The 18,148-nt window shown below is 64.0% G+C and carries 18 protein-coding genes and 1 pseudogene; 10 read left to right on the top strand and 9 right to left on the bottom strand.

Annotated features, from left to right (window positions below; genetic code table 11):
* Nucleotides 1-93: 93 nt before the first annotated feature.
* Nucleotides 94-520 (top strand): annotated as a pseudogene (locus tag CK220_RS21970) (DUF4437 domain-containing protein).
* A 33-nt stretch (nucleotides 521-553) separates the two neighbouring features.
* On the opposite strand, the gene CK220_RS21965 reads toward CK220_RS21970, so the two are convergent.
* From CK220_RS21965 to CK220_RS21935, 7 genes are all read right to left on the bottom strand, one after another.
* The gene (locus tag CK220_RS21965) at nucleotides 554-1,639 is read right to left on the bottom strand and encodes an ABC transporter ATP-binding protein (protein ID WP_095813544.1); all 1,086 of its coding nucleotides are present in this window, start codon (nucleotides 1,637-1,639) and stop codon (nucleotides 554-556) included.
* The gene (locus CK220_RS21960; RefSeq protein WP_095813543.1) at nucleotides 1,639-2,742 is read right to left on the bottom strand and encodes an ABC transporter ATP-binding protein; all 1,104 of its coding nucleotides are present in this window, start codon (nucleotides 2,740-2,742) and stop codon (nucleotides 1,639-1,641) included. The genes CK220_RS21965 and CK220_RS21960 overlap by 1 nt, the downstream gene beginning before the upstream one ends.
* Nucleotides 2,739-2,960, bottom strand: a complete 222-nt coding sequence (locus CK220_RS21955) for a hypothetical protein (protein WP_095813542.1) — start codon at nucleotides 2,958-2,960, stop codon at nucleotides 2,739-2,741. Before CK220_RS21955 ends, CK220_RS21960 begins: the two co-directional genes overlap by 4 nt.
* Nucleotides 2,957-3,913 (bottom strand): carbohydrate ABC transporter permease, encoded by a 957-nt coding sequence (locus CK220_RS21950; RefSeq protein WP_095813541.1) that lies wholly within the window; start codon nucleotides 3,911-3,913, stop codon nucleotides 2,957-2,959. Before CK220_RS21950 ends, CK220_RS21955 begins: the two co-directional genes overlap by 4 nt.
* A 1-nt stretch (nucleotide 3,914) precedes the next feature.
* Nucleotides 3,915-4,820, bottom strand: a complete 906-nt coding sequence (locus CK220_RS21945) for a sugar ABC transporter permease (RefSeq protein WP_095780122.1) — start codon at nucleotides 4,818-4,820, stop codon at nucleotides 3,915-3,917.
* 67 nt (nucleotides 4,821-4,887) lie between these two features.
* A complete protein-coding gene (locus CK220_RS21940) occupies nucleotides 4,888-6,204 on the bottom strand; it encodes an extracellular solute-binding protein (RefSeq protein WP_095813540.1) in 1,317 nt (438 codons plus the stop codon).
* Between the two features lie 352 nt (nucleotides 6,205-6,556).
* Nucleotides 6,557-7,246, bottom strand: coding sequence for a TetR/AcrR family transcriptional regulator (locus tag CK220_RS21935; protein ID WP_095813539.1), 690 nt, complete (start codon nucleotides 7,244-7,246; stop codon nucleotides 6,557-6,559).
* A gap of 119 nt (nucleotides 7,247-7,365) precedes the next feature.
* Here CK220_RS21935 and CK220_RS21930 point away from each other — a divergent pair, with 119 nt between their 5' ends.
* Genes CK220_RS21930 through CK220_RS21920 form a run of 3 tightly spaced genes read left to right on the top strand, consistent with a single transcriptional unit; the run spans nucleotide 7,366 to nucleotide 9,866 of the window.
* A complete protein-coding gene (locus CK220_RS21930) occupies nucleotides 7,366-8,562 on the top strand; it encodes a Tm-1-like ATP-binding domain-containing protein (RefSeq protein WP_095813538.1) in 1,197 nt (398 codons plus the stop codon).
* Nucleotides 8,563-8,574: 12 nt separating this feature from the next.
* Nucleotides 8,575-9,429, top strand: a complete 855-nt coding sequence (locus tag CK220_RS21925; protein WP_095813537.1) for a phosphoenolpyruvate hydrolase family protein — start codon at nucleotides 8,575-8,577, stop codon at nucleotides 9,427-9,429.
* A 14-nt stretch (nucleotides 9,430-9,443) separates the two neighbouring features.
* On the top strand, nucleotides 9,444-9,866 hold the full coding sequence (locus CK220_RS21920; protein ID WP_095813536.1) for a cupin domain-containing protein: 423 nt from the start codon (nucleotides 9,444-9,446) through the stop codon (nucleotides 9,864-9,866).
* 133 nt (nucleotides 9,867-9,999) lie between these two features.
* Here CK220_RS21920 and CK220_RS21915 read toward each other — a convergent pair whose 3' ends face one another.
* Both CK220_RS21915 and CK220_RS21910 read right to left on the bottom strand, forming a co-directional pair.
* Nucleotides 10,000-10,404 (bottom strand): nuclear transport factor 2 family protein, encoded by a 405-nt coding sequence (locus tag CK220_RS21915; protein WP_095813535.1) that lies wholly within the window; start codon nucleotides 10,402-10,404, stop codon nucleotides 10,000-10,002.
* A gap of 189 nt (nucleotides 10,405-10,593) precedes the next feature.
* The gene (locus CK220_RS21910; protein WP_095813534.1) at nucleotides 10,594-11,784 is read right to left on the bottom strand and encodes a Xaa-Pro peptidase family protein; all 1,191 of its coding nucleotides are present in this window, start codon (nucleotides 11,782-11,784) and stop codon (nucleotides 10,594-10,596) included.
* 340 nt (nucleotides 11,785-12,124) lie between these two features.
* Between CK220_RS21910 and CK220_RS21905 the strand changes: the two genes are divergently transcribed.
* The 6 genes from CK220_RS21905 to CK220_RS21875 all read left to right on the top strand — a co-directional run bounded on the left by CK220_RS21905 (nucleotide 12,125) and on the right by CK220_RS21875 (nucleotide 18,135).
* Nucleotides 12,125-13,735 carry an ABC transporter substrate-binding protein gene (locus CK220_RS21905; RefSeq protein ID WP_095813533.1) on the top strand — a complete coding sequence of 537 codons (1,611 nt, stop codon included), beginning with the start codon at nucleotides 12,125-12,127 and terminating at the stop codon, nucleotides 13,733-13,735.
* A 261-nt stretch (nucleotides 13,736-13,996) separates the two neighbouring features.
* A complete protein-coding gene (locus tag CK220_RS21895; RefSeq protein ID WP_095813532.1) occupies nucleotides 13,997-14,983 on the top strand; it encodes an ABC transporter permease in 987 nt (328 codons plus the stop codon).
* A complete protein-coding gene (locus CK220_RS21890; RefSeq protein WP_095813531.1) occupies nucleotides 14,980-15,810 on the top strand; it encodes an ABC transporter permease in 831 nt (276 codons plus the stop codon). The genes CK220_RS21895 and CK220_RS21890 overlap by 4 nt, the downstream gene beginning before the upstream one ends.
* Nucleotides 15,807-16,820: an ABC transporter ATP-binding protein gene (locus tag CK220_RS21885; protein WP_176479158.1), complete on the top strand. Its 1,014-nt coding sequence runs from the start codon at nucleotides 15,807-15,809 to the stop codon at nucleotides 16,818-16,820. The genes CK220_RS21890 and CK220_RS21885 overlap by 4 nt, the downstream gene beginning before the upstream one ends.
* Nucleotides 16,817-17,596, top strand: a complete 780-nt coding sequence (locus tag CK220_RS21880) for an ATP-binding cassette domain-containing protein (protein ID WP_095813530.1) — start codon at nucleotides 16,817-16,819, stop codon at nucleotides 17,594-17,596. Before CK220_RS21885 ends, CK220_RS21880 begins: the two co-directional genes overlap by 4 nt.
* Complete coding sequence (locus CK220_RS21875) at nucleotides 17,593-18,135, top strand: L-2-amino-thiazoline-4-carboxylic acid hydrolase (RefSeq protein WP_095813529.1); 543 nt, start codon at nucleotides 17,593-17,595, stop codon at nucleotides 18,133-18,135. The genes CK220_RS21880 and CK220_RS21875 overlap by 4 nt, the downstream gene beginning before the upstream one ends.
* Nucleotides 18,136-18,148 lie beyond the last annotated feature (13 nt).

The raw sequence follows: 18,148 nt of genomic DNA, 5'->3' as shown, positions 1-18,148 counted from the left end.
GCCTCCGGGCTGGAGGAATTGCCAAGTCTTTTGGACGACACGTCATTCCTCGTCGGCACTGGCGGCATAAGCTGGCCGGCGGAGGAAACAGCCATGGCCAACCATGTTGCACCGCTCGCGCTTGCCGCGCTAACAATCCTTTCGGGGCAGGCATTCGCGCTCGAAGACAGCTATCTGCCGGCCGACAGGATCCCTTATATCGTCGAAGCGCCGAACCAGCCGCAGCGTCTGGGGCCCCTGTGGGGCGAGCGGGCCAAGGGCCCGGCTGGTACGTTGCTGAAGGTTCCCGGCAATTGGCGCGCGCCGGTCCCACACCGCCGACTATCGCGCTGTGGTGATCAAGGGGCTCTGGGCGCATTGGCAGATGCAAGGCGGCGAGGCGACCAGGGTCGAGCTGCCGCCGGGCTCCTACTGGACCCAGAAGGCCAACGAAATGCATGACGATGCCTGCTTGTCGGACAACGAATGCGTGATCCTGCTGATCAACGACACGCCCTACGAGACCTATCTGCCGAAGTAGGTGCAAGCCGACAGCAATCGGCCGATTGGCCCGTTATCCGGCGTGCCGCAGGCTCACCCCGCTGCCCTTGTCGAACAGCAGCACCTTGTCCGCGTTCCAGGCAAAGCGGACCGGCTGCTCGATCTCGACGGCGGTTCTCGCCGGCACGGTGGCTCTCAGCATCGTGTCGCCGACCCTCAGCGTCACGATCTTCTCGACGCCGTGGTTCTCGACATCGTGGACCTTAGCCTCGACCGGCGCGCCGCCTTCCAGATAGACGTCCTCCGGACGGATGCCGAAGACGAGCGCGCGACCGTCGGTCGCGCCGCCCGTCCTGGCTCCCCCGCCAACCGGCAATTCGAAACTCATCGGCGCCATCACCGCGCGGTCGTCGACCAGCTTGCCGTCGATGAGGTTCATCGGCGGCGAGCCGACGAAGCTTGCGACATAGGTATCGCGCGGATTGTTGTAGATCTCCTGCGGCGTGCCGGTCTGGACAATGCGGCCGTGGTTCAGCACGCCGACCTTGTCGCCCATCGACATCGCTTCGATCTGGTCGTGGGTGACGAACAGGAAGGTGGCACCGAGTTGCATCTGCAGGTTCTTCAACTCCGTGCGCAGCGCCTCGCGCAGCTTGGCGTCGAGCGCCGACAACGGCTCGTCCATCAGGAACACGCGCGGCTTGCGCACGATCGCGCGGCCGATCGAGACGCGCTGCATCTCGCCACCGGAGAGCCGGTCGGTCTTGCGGTCGAGCAGGTGCTCGATGCGCAGCGTGCGGGCGGCGCGCGCGACGCGGTCCTCGATCTCGGCATCCGGCAGCCGGCGGATCTTCGGCTTCAGCGGAAACTCGAGATTCTGCCGCACCGTGTAGCGCGGATAGAGCGAATATTGCTGCAGCACCAAGGCCACGTCGCGCTCGGCCGCGCCCCAGTCGGCGACGTCGACGCCGTCGATGAAGACCTGGCCCTCGGTCGGTTTCTCGAGGCCGGCGATCATCCGCAGCGTCGTCGTCTTGCCGGCGCCGGTTTCGCCCAACAGCACGAAGAACTCCCCGTCGGCGATATCGAGATTGAGACCCGTCAGCGCGGTATGGCCGCCGAACTTCTTGGTGATGTTCTTCAGTTCGATATGGGCCATTACAGCCTTACTCCTAGCGACTTGCCGCTTGCCGAGTCGAAGAAATGCGCCTGCTCCGGGTCGATGCGGGCATGGACCTTCTCGCCCGGACCCGACACGTAGCCGGCCTTGGTGCGGGCGCGCAGCATCTTGGAGCCGACCTTGAGGTCGACAATGTCGAACGAGCCGAGCGGCTCGATGATCTGCGCTTCGACCGGAACGTAGCCGGGCGCAGCATCATGCCGGACCAGCACGCCTTCCGGACGGATGCCGAGCGTCAGGCCGCCATTGGCGTGGCCGTTGAGCTTGGACAAGAGCTCGCGCGGGAACTCGAAACCCGCCGGCGCGCCGCCGACGGTGACGGAGGCAGCGCCGGCCTGATCGGCGATGCTCGCCTCGGCGATGTTCATCACCGGGCTGCCGACGAATTGCGCCACGAACAGGTTTGCTGGATGGGAGTAGACCTCGTCCGGCGTGCCGACCTGCTGGATGAAGCCCTCATGCATGATGACGATGCGGTCGGCCAGACTCATCGCCTCGATCTGGTCATGGGTGACATAGATCGTGGTCGATCCTTGCTTGATGTGCAGCCGCTTGATCTCGGCCCGCATTTCCTCGCGCAGCTTGGCGTCCAGCGCGCCGATCGGCTCGTCCATCAGCATCGCCTTCGGCCGCCGCACCAGCGCGCGGCCGATCGCCACGCGCTGCATGTCGCCGCCCGAGAGCGCCGACGGCCTCTTGTCGAGCAGGTCTGTGATCCGCAACACCCTTGCGATCTCGCGCACCGAGGTGTCGACCTCACTGCTGCTCATGCGCGTGGCCCGCAACGGAAAGGCGATGTTCTCGAACACCGTCATATGCGGATAGAGCGAGAAGGACTGGAACACCATGGCGATGTCGCGGTCGGCAGCTTTGAGATGCTGCACCGCCTTGCCATCGATCAGGATATCGCCCTTGTCGACGGTTTCCAGCCCCGCGATCGCGCGCAGCGTCGTCGTCTTGCCGCAGCCCGACTGTCCTAGCAGCACGATGAACTCGTTGTCGGCGATGGCGAGGTTCAGATTGTGGATGACCTGGACCGCACCGAAGAATTTCTCGATGCCGCGAAGTTCGATCTGCGTCACTGCCCGGCCCCCTCATGCGTCACGGCGCCGGTTTCCTCTCTCTGCTCCGGTGCGATCTTCGACGTGATGTTGAAGCCGATCAGCCCGATCAGGATGATCGTCACGCCATAGGAATGCAGGCTGAGGCTCCATGGCTGGCAGAGCGCGGCGATGCCGAGCACCATGAGGATCTGCGATGCCGGCAAAAGGTACTTCTGGTTGACGGCGCGAAAACTCATTTGCGGATCGCTCCGAAAGTGACGCCGCGAAGCAGGTGGTTGCGCAGCAGGAAGGTGAAGATCGCAACGGGCAGCAGGAACAGGAATGTGCCAGCCGCGATCGTGGTCCAGTCCGGCAGGCCGGAGCCGATCTGCGACGGGATGAAGGGCGGCGCCGTCTGGGCGCGCCGGTTGGTCATGATCAGCGCGAAAGCGTACTCGTTCCAGGCGGTGATGAAGCAGAACACGGCGGTGGCGGCGATGCCGGTTGCGGCCTCGGGCAGTACGATTTTGAAGAAGGCCTGCATGCGCGTGTAGCCGTCGACTAGTGCTGCCTCCTCATACTCTTTCGGGATCTCGTCCATGAAGCCCTTCATCAGCCAGACCGAGAAGGACAGGTTGAAGGCGACGTAGAGGATGATCAGCCCGATATGGGAGTCGTTGAGGCCAACTGCTCGATACATCAGGAACATCGGGATGGCGACGACCACCGGCGGCAGCATGCGCGTCGAGAGGATGAAGAACAGAAGGTCCGCCTCGCCGGCGACCTTGAAGCGCGAGAAGCCGTAGCCGGTGAAGGTTCCCATGCCGACGGCGAGCACGGTGCTGATCACCGCCACGATCAGGCTGTTCATGAACCGGTCGGGATATTGCGAAAGCTGCACGTCCTTGCCGACCTTCAGCACCCGCTCGCCGCCGTCGTAGATGCGCTTTTCCCACCAAGGCGCGGCTTCGTAGACTTGCGGGTCGACGGTCTTCTGCATCTGCACGCGCTTGGTGAAGAGCCGCACGAACGGCGTCACCTCGGGTTCGAACAGGACGGTCGGCGGTACGCTGACGGCAAGTTCCTTCGGCTTGAACGCCGTCGAGGCGATCCAGTAGATCGGCGCCAGGAAGATCAGCGTCGCGATCAGCACCGCGGCGATGGCGACACGGTTGAGCGCGACCTCGGAAGAAGTGCGGACGGCGGCCATCTCAGCGCTCCTTCACCTTGTTGAGGTACTTCACGTAGAGGTTGGTGATGGCCAGCACCATGATCAGCACGATGTAGGCCAGCGCGCAGGATTTGCCGGTATCCCACTGCTGGAAGGCCTGCTTGTAGAGCCGGATCGCGATCAGCTCGGCGGTCGGCTGGGTCGTCATCGTGTAGGCGATGTCGAAGGTCTTGAAGGCTTCCATGGTGCGGAAGATCAGCGCGATCAGAAGGATCGGCGAGACCAGCGGCAACGTGATGCGGGTGAAGGTGTACCACCAGCTGGCGCGGTCGATCGCGGCGGCCTCGTAGAGGTGCTGCGGCACCGCCGACAGGCCGGCGAGCGAAAGCAGCATGACGAAGGGCGACCACATCCAGATGTCGGTGATCGCGACGGCGTAGAGCGCGCTGTCGGGATTGGAGAGCCAGGCGAAGTCGCCGAGGCCGAAGACGTAGTTGATCGGCCCCCAGGACGGGCTGTAGAGCAGCTGCCAGAACAGGCCGACAACCGCCGCCGACATCATCATCGGCAACAACAGCAAGGTCGTGATCAGACCCTTCATCGGAAAGCTGCGGTTGAGCAGAAGCGCGAGGCCGAAGCCGACGATCATCTGCCCGGCCACCGACACGATCACGTATTTGGCGGTGATGACGAAGTTCGACCAGATGTGATCGTCGCTGAGCAGCTCGCGATAATTCTGCAGGCCGACAAACTGCCAGGGCTCGCTGCGATTTGCGGCGAAGTTGGTGAAGGAATAGCCGAGCGAATAGATCAGCGGAAAAATGTTGAAGACGATCAGGAAAACCAGCGTCGGAATGATGAACATGTTGCGGATGGTCAGATCCGACCAGCCACGCGCGGCGGCCCTGGATGCTGGATCAAGATTGGTGAGGGCTACCGAAGCCAACGGTCGTTCTCCCTGAAAACAGGAATGCCGGAGGGGAAACCCTCCTCCGGCATTCCGACTGTGATGCTTACTTGTAGCGATTGTACTTGGTGAACGTCGCCTTCCAGTCGGCGGCCGTCTTGTCGAGCGCCTCCTGGGCGGTGCCCTTGCCGCCGACCACGAACGGATAGATGTTCTGGTTCAGTTGATCGAGCACTTCGGCATATTCGGGCGTTGCCCAGAAGTCCTTGACCATGAACATCGTGTCGTAGAAGGCCTTGTTATACGGCGTAGCGTTCTGGAAGGCCTCCGACTTCAGCACGGCCTGGCTGCAGGTGTAGCCACCGAGCTCGGCCCATTTCTTCTGGGTCTCGTCCTTGATGAACCACTCAAGGAATTTCATCGCCTCGTCCTTGTTCTTCGAGTACGAGACGACGGAGATGCCCTGACCGCCGAGAGCGGCGAAGCGCTTGCCGTCCGGACCGGCCGGGTTGGCGAAGAAGCCGGTGACGTCGGCATACGGGTTGGTGGCTTTGTTCACCAGCGGCGGGAAGAAGGCGAAGAAGTTCATGCTCATCGCGGCGAGGCCGCCGGTGATCGCCTGGTTGTCCTCCACGAAGAAGGTCTTGCCCCAGCCGGGAGGCGTGAACTTGTAGAGTTCCTTGTACATGTCGAGGCCGGCGACGGCCTCCTTGGAATTGATGATGCCGTCGACCTTGTAGGTCGCGTAGTCGCCGAGATCGCCGCCATAGCTGAAGATGGCGCTTTCAACGCCCATCGCCATCGCGTCATAGGAATTGTCGGTGTAGATGGCGACGCCGTAGCGCTTCTGGTCCGGACGGTGGAAGAACTCGGCGATGTCGCGCAGCTGCGCGTAGGTCTTCGGGATGTCGAGGTCGTAGCCGTATTTCGCCTTGAAGGCTTCCTTCTCCTTCGGGTCCTCGAACCAGTCCTTGCGATAGGACCAGCCGATCGCATCGCCTTCTAGCGGGATCGCCCAGTACTTGCCGGAACCGCCAGGGTATTCGGCATAATACTTGATGGTGGCGGGCGCCATCACATCGCCAAGCTTATGCTGGTTGAAGAAGTCGGTCAGATCCACATAGTGGCCCTGCGTCGAGCCGGCGCCCAGCCATTGCGAGTCGCCGACCACCATGTCGTAGGCGTCGCCATGCGCGTTGAACTCGGTGAAGGCCTTGGTCTGGAAATCAGGCCACGGCGTGGTCTGCACCGTGACTTTCACGCCCGTCTCGGCCGTGTAGTCGTTGACGAGTTCCTGCAGGTAGTTCGCCGGATCCCATTCCGCCCAGAAGATGGTGAGTTCCTTGTCTTGCGCGCGGACGGATGTCCCGCAGGCAAGCGCCAGCCCAATACCAGCGATCACGCTGGTCACTATCTTGCGCATAGTTTTCCTCCCTTGTGCGCATTCTACCTTGTCATGCGGGCCGGCATAGCGGTCGGCCCTGGCAGTTCCTCCCGTGACGGCACTCTCCGATTTCGGGCCTCCTCGCCCGGCCGGAAAGTGGCTCGCAGCCTTCACCTTCAATCCGCTTTACTCGTCCTGATCTGGTATTACCAATTCGAGAGGGACGTCAAGTTCTTTCTTATGCAGTCAAAAACGGTCCTATAAGCCGATCAACGGGGTATCTCTCTGTTTTCCCTAATTTTTCCTACTCCTTGATATATGGAGACCTTGTCTCCAGCGATGTATTGCGGTCATTATTGTTGACAGCCTTCGCAATCTGGTCGAACCAGATTCAGGACATCCCCGTCTTGGCTGATGCCGAACCTCGACTCGCCTTCCCTGCCGATTCCGCCACCGCCGCGCGCACCAGCGCGCCCGCCGCCCACTCGGCCACCGCCATCATGTCACGGCTGTTCAGCCCCCACATATCCTTCAGCACGATCAGCACTTCAACACCGAACATCATCGACAGCGCCTGGGCAAGACGCCTGAACTGGCGCGGTTTGAGCTGACCCTTGAGCGGTGCGATCGCGTCCTTCAGGAGGTCGACGCGATGGCCGCGCGTGAAAGCCGGTTCGGTGCCCAGCGTGCCGGCCTGCCGTCGCGCCCACTGGTCGAGCGAAAGCTTGAGCGCCGCCTTGAACGTCGCCTCGAAAGCCTCGATGCGCGGCATGGCGGAGGCGAACAGTTCGGCGACCCGCCGTTCCGGATCTTTCGAATTCGATTTCCAGGTCAGGATCGGTCCGAGCCCCTCGTCGACGACCGCCTGCACCAGCGCGGCCTGGCTCGGAAAGTAGCGATAGGCAGTCGCGCGCGACACTTCCGCAGCCTCCGCAACCTCGCTGACCGAAGGCGTCACGCCGGACTGCATCAGCCGCGTCGCCGTCTCCAGCATCAGCCGCCTGGTACGGGCGCGGGCCCCCTTCCCGGCCGTCAGCTGCTCGGCATCGTCGGAAGTGGCTTGTTGACGTGAGACATCCATATCAATACGATACGCGCGTCTCAAAAAATTGCAATGGCCTGACCGAGCGCCAGGCAAGAAGCGGCAGGCGGCAGCGCCGAGCAGGCTGGCCAACCGGGAGAGACAACGGGGAAACGCGGATGAAGCGCATCTATGTGGTCGGCACAGCCGACACCAAGGGCGAGGAACTTGCCTTCCTGGCCGACGCCGTCACCTCTGCCGGCGGCGCGGTCGTCCGCGTCGATACCGGCACACGCGGCGCGACCGTCCCAGTGGATGTCGCGGCAAGCGAGGTCGCCGCGCATCATCCCGATGGAGCCGGCGCGGTGCTCGGCATCGACGATCGCGGTACCGCCGTGGCCCGCATGGGCGTCGCCTTTACCCGCTTCATCCGCTCGCGCGACGACGTCGCCGGCGTGATCGGCATTGGCGGCGGCGGCGGCACATCGATTGTCACCGCAGGTATGCGCGCACTGCCGCTCGGTCTGCCGAAGATCATGGTCTCGACGCTGGCCTCCAGCGATACCGCGCCTTACGTCGATGTCTCCGACATCGTCATGATGCCGTCGGTGACCGACATGGCCGGCCTCAATCGCCTGTCGCGCGTCGTGCTGCACAACGCCGCCCAGGCGATCGCCGGCATGGCGGCCAGGCCGGCGATGTCAACTGCCGGCAAGCCGGCGCTGGGCTTGACGATGTTCGGCGTCACCACGCCCTGTGTCACGGCAATGGTCGAGCGCTTGCGCGCCGACTATGACTGCATGGTCTTCCACGCCACCGGCACCGGTGGCCGCTCGATGGAGAAGCTTGCCGATAGCGGCCTGCTCGCCGGCGTCCTTGACATCACCACAACGGAGGTCTGCGATCTGCTGTTCGGCGGCGTGCTGCCGGCGACGGAGGACCGCTTCGGCGCCATTGCTCGCACGAGACTGCCCTATGTCGGCTCGGTCGGCGCGCTCGACATGGTGAACTTCTGGGCGCCGCCGAGTATCCCCGAGAAACATCGCGGGCGGCTGTTCTATGAGCACAATCCGAACGTCACGCTGATGCGCACCACCGCCGAGGAGTGCCGCCGGATCGGCGAATGGATCGGCGGCCGCCTCGCCCGTTGCGAGGGCCCCGTGCGCTTCCTGATCCCGGAAAAGGGCGTATCGGCGCTCGATATCGAAGGCGGCGCCTTCTTCGATCCGGAAGCCGACGCGGCGCTGTTCGAGGCCATTGAACGCACGATCAAGCCGACGAAGAACCGCGCCGTGACGCGCCTGCCGCTGCACATCAATGATCCTGCATTCGCCAAGGCCGCGGCCGAGGCCTTCCTCGACATTGCCAAGAAGTGAGACCGGACAAGCATGGCCGCCATCCCGCGCAAAGAAATCCTGGAAAAGTTCCGCAAGATGATCGCGGATGGCGCGCCCATCGTCGGCGGCGGCGCCGGTACCGGACTGTCGGCGAAGGCCGAGGAAGCCGGCGGCATCGATCTCATCATCATCTACAATTCCGGCCGTTACCGCATGGCCGGGCGCGGCTCGGCCGCCGGCCTGCTCGCCTATGGCAATGCCAACGAGATCGTCAAGGAAATGGCCTATGAGGTGCTGCCGGTGGTGAAGAAGACGCCGGTTCTGGCCGGCGTCAACGCCACCGACCCCTTCGTTATCATGCCGCTGTTTCTCGCCGAACTGAAGACGATGGGCTTTTCCGGCGTGCAGAATTTTCCGACCGTCGGTCTGTTCGACGGCACCATGCGGCAAAGCTTCGAGGAGACCGGCATGGGCTTTGGCCTCGAGGTCGACATGGTCGCCGAGGCGCATAAGCTCGACCTTTTGACCACGCCCTACGTCTTCAATCCGGACGAGGCGCGCGCCATGACCAAGGCGGGTGCCGACGTCGTCGTGGCCCATATGGGCGTGACGACCGGCGGCTCGATCGGGGCCACTTCGGCGAAGTCGCTCGATGCCTGCGTCAAGGAGATCGATGCCATTGCCGACGCCGCGCGCTCGGTGCGCAAGGATGTCATCCTGCTTTGCCATGGCGGGCCGATCTCGATGCCCGACGATGCGCGCTACATCCTCGAGCGCTGCGAAGGCCTGCACGGCTTCTATGGCGCAAGCTCGATGGAACGGCTGCCGGCCGAGGCGGCGATCGCCAGGCAGACGGCGGATTTCAAGGCCGCGGCAATCGGCAAAGCGAAAATTGCCAGCAATTAGGAAGGGATGAGGCCATGGCCGACAAGAGCAAGGTGTTCGTTTATCCAAAGGATGTCAGCGCCTTCGGCTTCGACTGGGGCAAGCTGGCGCTGACGGTCGCTCCGGAAGTGAACGGCGCGGAACGCTTTTCCGGCGGCGTCGTCGACCTGCCGCCCGGCAAGGGGCACACCCGCCACAACCACCCGGGCGCGGAGGAGATCATCTTCGTGATCTCCGGCCATGGCGAACAGATGGTCGAGGACGAGAAGGGCAATCCGGTGGTCGCCAAGGTCGGTCCCGGCTGCACCATCTATGTGCCGGAAAGCCGCTTCCACTCGACCCTCAACACGGGCGATCAGCCGATGCAGCTTTTCGTCGTCTATTCGCCGGCCGGCCCGGAGCTGGCGCTGCGTGACCTGCCGGATTTCGAGCTGCTGCCGCGCGAGGCAAGCAATTGATGTCGAATGGTTTGCGGTCGTTATTCGACCACCGGTTTGCTTGGCAATCACCTCTCCAGGTATGTACGGGGACATAGCGAACAGGTGTGCGGAGACACGCGAACAATATCGTGCGAGGTGTCTCGAATAGAGGCTAAGCCCAGAATGCATCCCAGGCGTAGAGGTCGTAGAAGTGCTCCCGGCCGTCAACTACCTTGCCGTCCCTGATGTCGAAGACAATGCAACAGAGCACATCTAGCTGTGTGCCGTTGCGTTCCCCGGTATTGCGATGGACGCCGACCACATGTCCGTCCTCACTTTCCATGACATGCAGAAGATTCGCCCTGAAGGTGCCAAGGGTTTCACCGCCATAGCGGCCGAACTGGCCAAAAGTTGCCTCACGGCCTTTGTAGTCCCCGGCGATCGGATTCCTCCCCGGGCTGTGCCACGTGCATTTCTCGTCGATGATTTGCGTGAGCGTGTCCATGTCTCCCGAGTTGAAGGCGGCATAACCCCGCCGAACGAGCTCGGAGTTCTGATTAGATGTCACGTCTGCCATAACTTCCTCCTGCTACTGGCCCGACCTAACTGGTCTGGTAGGAGCCCGAGGGCGCCGGGCCCAACTCATGTCAGCAAGATACACCCGGCTCGGAGCGCGCGCACGACGAAGCCTGCTTCCTACGAGTCCGCAGAAGGCGCCCGAGGTTTGAATTCGATCATTCGGAGTGATTGGATTTCGGGGCGCGCTCTAGGCGATCCCGCCCTTGTTCCATCCGCGGCCACGATCGCCGAACATCACATAGCCGGTCTCGGTCACCGCCACGGTATCCTCGAGCTTGATGAAGCCGCGCGTCGGGTGAAGCATTGTGGTCTCGACCGAAAGCACCATGTTCTTCTCCAGCGGCTTGGCCGCATAGGTGCCTTCATAGGTGACCGGATGGTTGGTCATCAGGAACGGCGCCTCATGCGTGATCAGCCCCATGCCGTGGGCGAAGAAATCCGTATAGGCCGCGACCTTCGAGGCCTTCAGCACGCTCTCGGCATGCACGATCATGTCGCCGCCGAGCGTGCCCGCCATTACTTTGGAAAAGGCTGCCTGCTGCACAGCCTCGACTTCAGCCAGCAAATCTTCCAGCTCGGCATCCGGCTCGCCGAGCACGCCCATGCGGCAGAGGTCGCCGATATAGCCGTGATAATTGCCGCCGGAATCGATCGACAGCACCTCGCCCGTCTTCCATGCCTGGCTTGAGGCGGCGCGGTTGTGGCTGGAGCCCAACGTCAGCAGGCAATATTCGAAATGCGCGCCGCGATTGGTCTCCTCGCGCCTGAGCTGCTCGATGATGTCGGTCTTGGTCGTGCCTTCACGCGCCCACGCGATCGTTGCCAGCATCGAATCGGTGATCAGCTCTGAGGCGATCCGCAGTTTTTCGAGCTCCGCGTCGGTCTTGATGGCGCGCATGTTCTCCAGCATGCCGGTCGCGTCGACTAGCTTCGCGTCCGGCAACGCCTTGCGGATCAGCGTATAGGCGTCCGACGGCAGGAAGCCCGGCTCGATGCCGATGCGCGCAGCTCCCTTGCCGATCTTCAGCAGATGCTCGACGGCTAGATTGGCGGCGTCGAGCGTGCCCCAGCAAGCGGCATGCAATGTCGGCGTCCAGAACGGATGGTTCTGGTGCTCGCCGCCTTCCATCTTGTTGCCGATATAGGCTGCATGCTCCGGCCCGCCTTTCTCATAAATGACGATCGGCAAGTAGCGGCTATGGCCGATGGCGTCCATCGCCGCGAAAAAGATGAACTTGTAGCCGCCGAGCAGATATTGCGTGTTGTGCTTGGAGGTGGCGAAAAGCACATCGATGCCGGCCTCCTCCATCAGCCGGTCCACCCGCGCCTGACTGAACGGCATGCCGCGGACCTCGGTTTTGCCCGGAGCGATGTTCATCTGTCCCTCCCTGATTTCCTCGGCCGCTCAAGCAGTCAAATGTCTTGAAACTGCCGCTTGCGGCCAAATCTGCACCATATGGGTCGCTCTGGTCCAGCCAGAACTGACAACATCCGGCCAATCGCGCCCTCTCTGCTTGGCTGCAGGCCATCGACGTCTTAGTCTGGTCGTACCAGATAGCCGCGACCGCCGACCGATATAACTGGTCCAGTGGACGAAAATTTCAAAGCCAAGCCAGCATGCGCCAAATCCGTCTCTGGCGAAACCTTTGCCAAGCGCCATAATCCCGCTCATTTTGAGGGTGCCCGCGCCGGTCGCGAGTGAAGAGGGGAGTTTGAGGATGTCCGGATTGACGATTTCACGCCGCGGCCTGCTGGCCGGCTCGGCGCTGCTTCTGGCCTCGACCGCGTTGCCGGCCATCGGCCGGGCGCAGACGCCGAAGAAGGGTGGCAGGTTGATCGTCGCCGCCGACTCCGAGCCGCGCAACCTCAATCCGGCTATTGTCGCTTCCAACGACGTCTTCTTCATCTCCAGCAAGGTGGTAGAGACGCTGGCAGAGGCCTCCTTCGACGGCAAGGACGGGCTTCAGCCGCGCCTTGCGCGTTCCTGGGAAGGTGCGGCCGATGGCCGGTCGGTGACCTTCAAACTGCGCGACGGCGTCAAATGGCATGACGGCAAGCCCTTCACCTCCGCCGACGTCGCTTTTTCCGCGCTGCAGGTCTGGAAGCCGCTGCAGAATCTCGGCCGCACGGTGTTCAAGGACCTTGAAGCCGTCGACACGCCCGACGAGCTGACGGCCGTGTTCAAATTCGCCAAGCCGACGCCGTTCCAGCTGATCCGTAACGCGCTGCCGGCATTGAGCAGCGTCGTGCCGAAGCACATCTATGAGGTGGGCAAGATCGAGGACAACCCGGCCAATAACGCTCCGGTCGGCACCGGCCCGTTCAAATTCGCCGAATACAAGGCCGGCCAGTATTATCGGCTTGTTCGGAACGATGCCTATTGGGGCAAGGACGAGCCCTATCTCGACGAGATCGTCTACCAAGTGCTGCCCGACCGGACCTCTGCGGCCGCGGCGCTCGAGGCTGAAGAGATCCAGCTCGCCGCCTTCTCCGCCGTGCCGCTCGCCGACCTCGACCGCATCTCAAAGGTGCCGGGCCTGAAGGTCATCACCAAGGGCTATGAAGGGCTGACCTACCAGCTCGTCGTCGAGATCAACCATCGCCGCAAGGAACTGGCCGATCTGAAAGTGCGGCAGGCGATCGCGCATGCCATCGACAAGGATTTCGTCGTCAAGACAATCTTCCTCGGCTACGCCGCGACTGCAACTGGTCCGGTGCCGAAGCACGATCCGCAATTCTACACCGCCGACGTCCCGACCTACCCCTTCGACGTCGCCAAGGCCAACGAACTGCTTGACGAGGCCGGCTACAAGCGCGCCGACGACGGCAAGCGCTTTGCGCTGAAACTGCTGCCGGCGCCCTATTTCAACGAGACCAAACAGTTCGGCGATTACCTGCGCCAGGCGCTGGCCGCAATCGGCATCGACGCCCAAATCGTCAACAACGACTCGGCCGCCCATATGAAGGCAGTCTATACCGACCACGCCTTCGACCTCGCCGTCGGCCCGCCGGTGTTCCGCGGCGACCCGGCGATCTCGACCACCATCCTGGTGCAGAGCGGCATCCCCGACGGCGTGCCCTTCTCCAACCAGGGCGGCTACAAGAACCCCGAGCTCGACGCGCTGATCGCCAAGGCATCCGAGACGCTCGACACCGCCGCCCGCACCGAGCTCTACAAGGAATTCCAGAAAAAGGTCGCGGCCGACCTGCCGCTGATCAACGTCGCCGAATGGAGCTTCATTTCCGTAGCCCGCGACACCGTCGGCAACATCGCCAACAACCCGCGCTGGGCGGTGTCGAACTGGGCGGACACCTATTTGGCGGGTTGATCTCACACTTGCGGATTGCCTGGCTGGGTGCTGAGCTTTGAGAATGAGAGTTCCTTCGCGCCCCCCTCTGTCCTGCCGGACATCTCCCCCACGAGGGGGGAGATTGGCAGTTTCGCCCCCGGCGCTCTTCCTGCAGCGTTGGAGATTGGCGAACGCCGCGATGACGGCTGATCTCCCCCCAAGTGGGGGAGATGTCCGGCAGGACAGAGGGGGGCGCGAAGGAGCGCGGCGTCCAAGGGTTGGCCCTGATAGGGCTTCGCCATGACCCGCGCCATCCGCCTCCTCCGGCGCCGTCTCGTCGGCAGCGTCTTCGTTCTCCTCATCGTCGTCATCGGCAGCTTCCTGCTGCTCGAAGCCGCGCCCGGCGACGCGGTCGACGCCTATATCGTCTCGACCGGCGGCGATGCCGGCATGATCGAATTGCTGCGCCACCGCTGGGGCCTCGACCAGTCGGAGCTGACCCGGCTCGCGAATTATCTCTGGGCGCTCTTGCACCTCGACCTTGGCCAGTCCGTCACCTTCTCGCGGCCGATCCGCGACGTCATCCTCGAACGACTGCCGACCACGCTGATCCTGATGGGCAGCGCCACCGCGCTCTCCTTCGGCCTCGGCTCGGCGCTCGGCATCTATGCCGGCGCGCGTCCCGGCAGCTTTCGCGACCGCTTCCTGTCGATCGGCTCGCTGGCGCTCTATGCCGTGCCCGGCTTCTGGCTCGGCCTCGTGTTGATCGTCGTCTTTGCCGTCGACCTGCGCTGGCTGCCGATCGGCGGCATCGAGACCATCGCTTCGGCCAAGACCGGGCTGGCGCGGGCTGGCGACATCGCCACCCATCTCGTGCTGCCGGTGTCGGCGCTCGGTTTCATCTATCTCGCGCTCTATCTGCGCATGATGCGCGCCGGCATGGCGGAAGCCTGGCGGCAGGACTTCGTGCTTGCCGCCCGCGCCAGAGGCTTGCCGCGCCGGCGCCTCGTGCTTGCGCATGTCGCCCGCAACGCGCTGCTGCCGCTGGTCACCATGCTAGGCCTGCAATCGGCGCAGATGCTGGGCGGCAGTGTTGTCATCGAAAGCGTCTTTGCGGTGCCGGGCCTCGGCCGCTTGGCGCAGGAAGCCGTCGCCGGACGCGACACGCCGCTGCTGCTCGGCATCATTTTGGTGAGCGCCGTCCTCGTCATCGTCATCAACCTCCTGGTCGATCTCGCCTACGCCTTCCTCGATCCGCGTGTCGGCGCCGGCGAGGCGGGCGCATGAAGAGGCTGCATCGCTTTTTCCAGACGCCGGAAGCGATCGCCGGCGCACTCATCCTCGCCTTGCTCGTCATCATGGCGCTGGCAGCGCCGCTGCTCTTTCCGGGCGACCCGCAAGCGATCGCCGGCCCGGCCTTGCTGTCGCCGTTCCAGCACTGGTCGCTGCCGCTCGGCACCGACCGGCTCGGCCGCGACGTGCTGGCCGAGCTTTTCCACGGCGCCCGCACCTCGCTGGCGGTTGGACTAACGGCGGCCGCAGCAGCGCTCCTGGTCGGCGCGGTGGTGGGCACGATGGCCGGCTTCGCTGGCGGCCTGATCGACGAGGTGCTGATGCGCATCACCGACGCCTTCCAGACCGTGCCGAGTTTTTTGCTGGCGCTGGCCTTCGTCAGCATCGTCGGCCCCTCACTTGGTGTGGTGATCGCGGCCATCGCGCTCGGCGCCTGGACGGGACCGGCCCGCGTTGCCCGCGCGGAAGTGCTGTCGATTCGCGAGCGCGACTATGTCGCCGGCGCCCGCGTCATCGGCATGCATCCGCTGGAGATCGCTTTCCGCGAGGTGCTGCCCAATGCGCTGCCGCCGGTGCTGGCGCTGTCCTCGGTGATCGTCGCGGCCGCCATCCTCACCGAAGCAGCGCTTTCCTTCCTCGGCCTCGGCGATCCCAACCGCGTCACCTGGGGCGGCATGATCGCCGAAGGCCGCACTGTTTTGCGCACCGCGCCTTTTCTGTCGATCGTTCCCGGTATCGCGCTGGTGCTGACCGTGCTCGGCGTTTACCTCGCCGGCGAGGGCGTGGTGGAAAGCACCGCGGTACGCAGGAGCCTGTCGTGACCGCGCTGCTCTCGATCCGCGATCTGACGGTGCGGTATCGGCGCGGCGGCGTCGAGGTAACGGCGCTGAAGGGCATCAGCCTGGATGTGGAAGCCGGGGAGCGGCTGGCAATCATCGGTGAGAGCGGCTCGGGGAAAAGCACGCTGGCGCTGGCGATTGCGAGATTGTTGGCGAGGAGTGCCAGAGTTGGCGGGACGATTGAGTGGTCAGCCAGCCTGTTACAGAAGTCTCAGTCCGTCACACCCCCCTCTGGCCTGCCGGCCATCTCCCCCGCAAGGGGGGAGATTGGCAGCTTAGTCGCCGGCTCACCTTCTGCAACGTTGGAGACTGGCGAAAGCCGAGATGACGGCCTGATCTCCCCCCTTGCGGGGGAGATGCCCGGTCGGGTAGAGGGGGGTGTGCCGGAACGCCGACCATCCGCGATTGGCGATAACAATATCCCTCTCCTCGGCCGAGACATCGGCTTCGTCTTCCAGGACCCCTCCTCCAGCCTCGACCCGGTGATGCCGGTCGGCAAGCAGATCGCCGAAGTCGCCCGCACCCATCTCAACCTGGCCTGGGCCGATGCCTATGCCAAAGCCAAAACCCTGCTCGAACGTGTCCGCCTGCCGGACCCCGAAGCCGCCCTGCGCGCCTGTCCGCACCAGCTGTCCGGCGGCCAGAAGCAGCGCGTGGCAATTGCCGCGGCCATTGCTGCCGGCCCGAAACTGCTCATCGCGGACGAGGCGACCAGCGCGCTCGACACCATCGTCCAGGCTGAGATCGTTTCCCTGATCCGCGGATTGGTCACCGAGGACGGCATGACGCTCGCCTTCATCAGCCATGACATCGCGCTCGCCGCCACGCTCGCCGAACGCATCGCGGTGCTGCGTCATGGCGAGTTGATCGAATTGGGCGAGACGGACCAGATCCTAAACGCGCCGCGCCATGCCTACACGCGCACGCTGCTCGATGCCCATCTCGGCCTCGACGCCAAGCCGCTTCTTGACCGACAAGGCGCCTCGGCATGACCGTGCTCGCCGTCTCCAATCTTTCCAAGCGCTATCGCCGCGGCGGCAAACCCTTTGCGGCGGTCGACGATGTCTCCTTTGAGATCGGCCCGGCCGAAACGCTGGCCCTCGCCGGCCCGTCCGGCAGCGGCAAGTCCACGATCGCGCGGCTGGCGCTGCGCCTGCTCGAGCCTGACGCCGGGCGCATCCAATTCGAGGGCGCGGACTTCCTTGCCTTGTCGGGCGCCGCGTTGCGCGCCCGCCGCGCCCGTCTCCAGATGGTCTTCCAGGATCCGCTCGCCGCCTTCAACCCGCGCTCCATCGTGGCGCGTGTGCTGGACGACCCTTTGCGCATCCATGGCATCGCCTCGCGCTCGGAGCGCCCGCGCCGCATCGCAGCTCTCCTGGAGCGCGTCGGCCTCGATGCCGGCCTTGCAGCGCGCGCTATCCACGAGATTTCCGGCGGCCAGCGCCAGCGGGTGGCGATCGCCCGCGCCATCGCCACGCGACCATCGCTGATCGTCCTCGACGAGGCGGTATCGGCGCTCGACGTTTCGGTGCGCGGACAGATCCTGGAATTGCTGCTCGACCTGCAAAGACAGGAACGGATCGCCTATCTCTTCATTTCGCATGATCTCGGCGTCATCCGCGCCGTCGCGCATCGCATCGTGATCCTCGATGCCGGCCGGGTCGCTGAGAGCGGCGACGCACGCACCGTCATCGCCAGCCCGCAATCGGCGATCGGCAAGGCGCTGGTGGCGGCAACGCCGAGGCTGAATAGGATCAAAACACCATGACCGACCCCGACGCAGCCAGAGCCGAAAAACTGTCGCGCGAGCTCGACTCCGCCTTTCGCAACCGGGGCGATCTCTATCGCCTCTTCCTCGATGAGCTGACCGCCGAGCTTGGCGCCGAGAAGGCCGAAGCAGTGATGATCCGCACCATCGAAAAGCGCGGCCGGGAAGTTGCCGCCGCCGCTTTCGCCGGTTTCGGCCCCAATGATGCGCTGGCGATCGGCGAGGCGTTCCTTTCCGTCAGCCCGGATGGCGGGCGCATGTACCCGACCGACGTCGATCGCGGGCCGGACCGCATCGCTTTCAAGGTGAAGCGCTGCCCGCTGAAGGATGCCTGGGTCGAGGCCGGTGTCGGCGCGGAAAAGCTTGCCACGCTCTGCCGCATCGCCGGCGCCTTCGACCGCGGTCTGTTCGAAGCAACCGGCGTGCGCTTCGCCAACGTGACCTGGACCCCGGGTCACGGCTCCGGCTGCTGCCACATCGCGCTGACCAACCACGACACCTGGCAAGCCGACGAGTTAGCTTTCGGCGAGGACGTGTAGTTCCGCGCCCGGT

It is taken from the genome of Mesorhizobium sp. WSM3860 (assembly GCF_002294995.1).
Taxonomy (GTDB): domain Bacteria; phylum Pseudomonadota; class Alphaproteobacteria; order Rhizobiales; family Rhizobiaceae; genus Mesorhizobium.
This window is presented reverse-complemented; position numbering and strand designations above follow the sequence as displayed.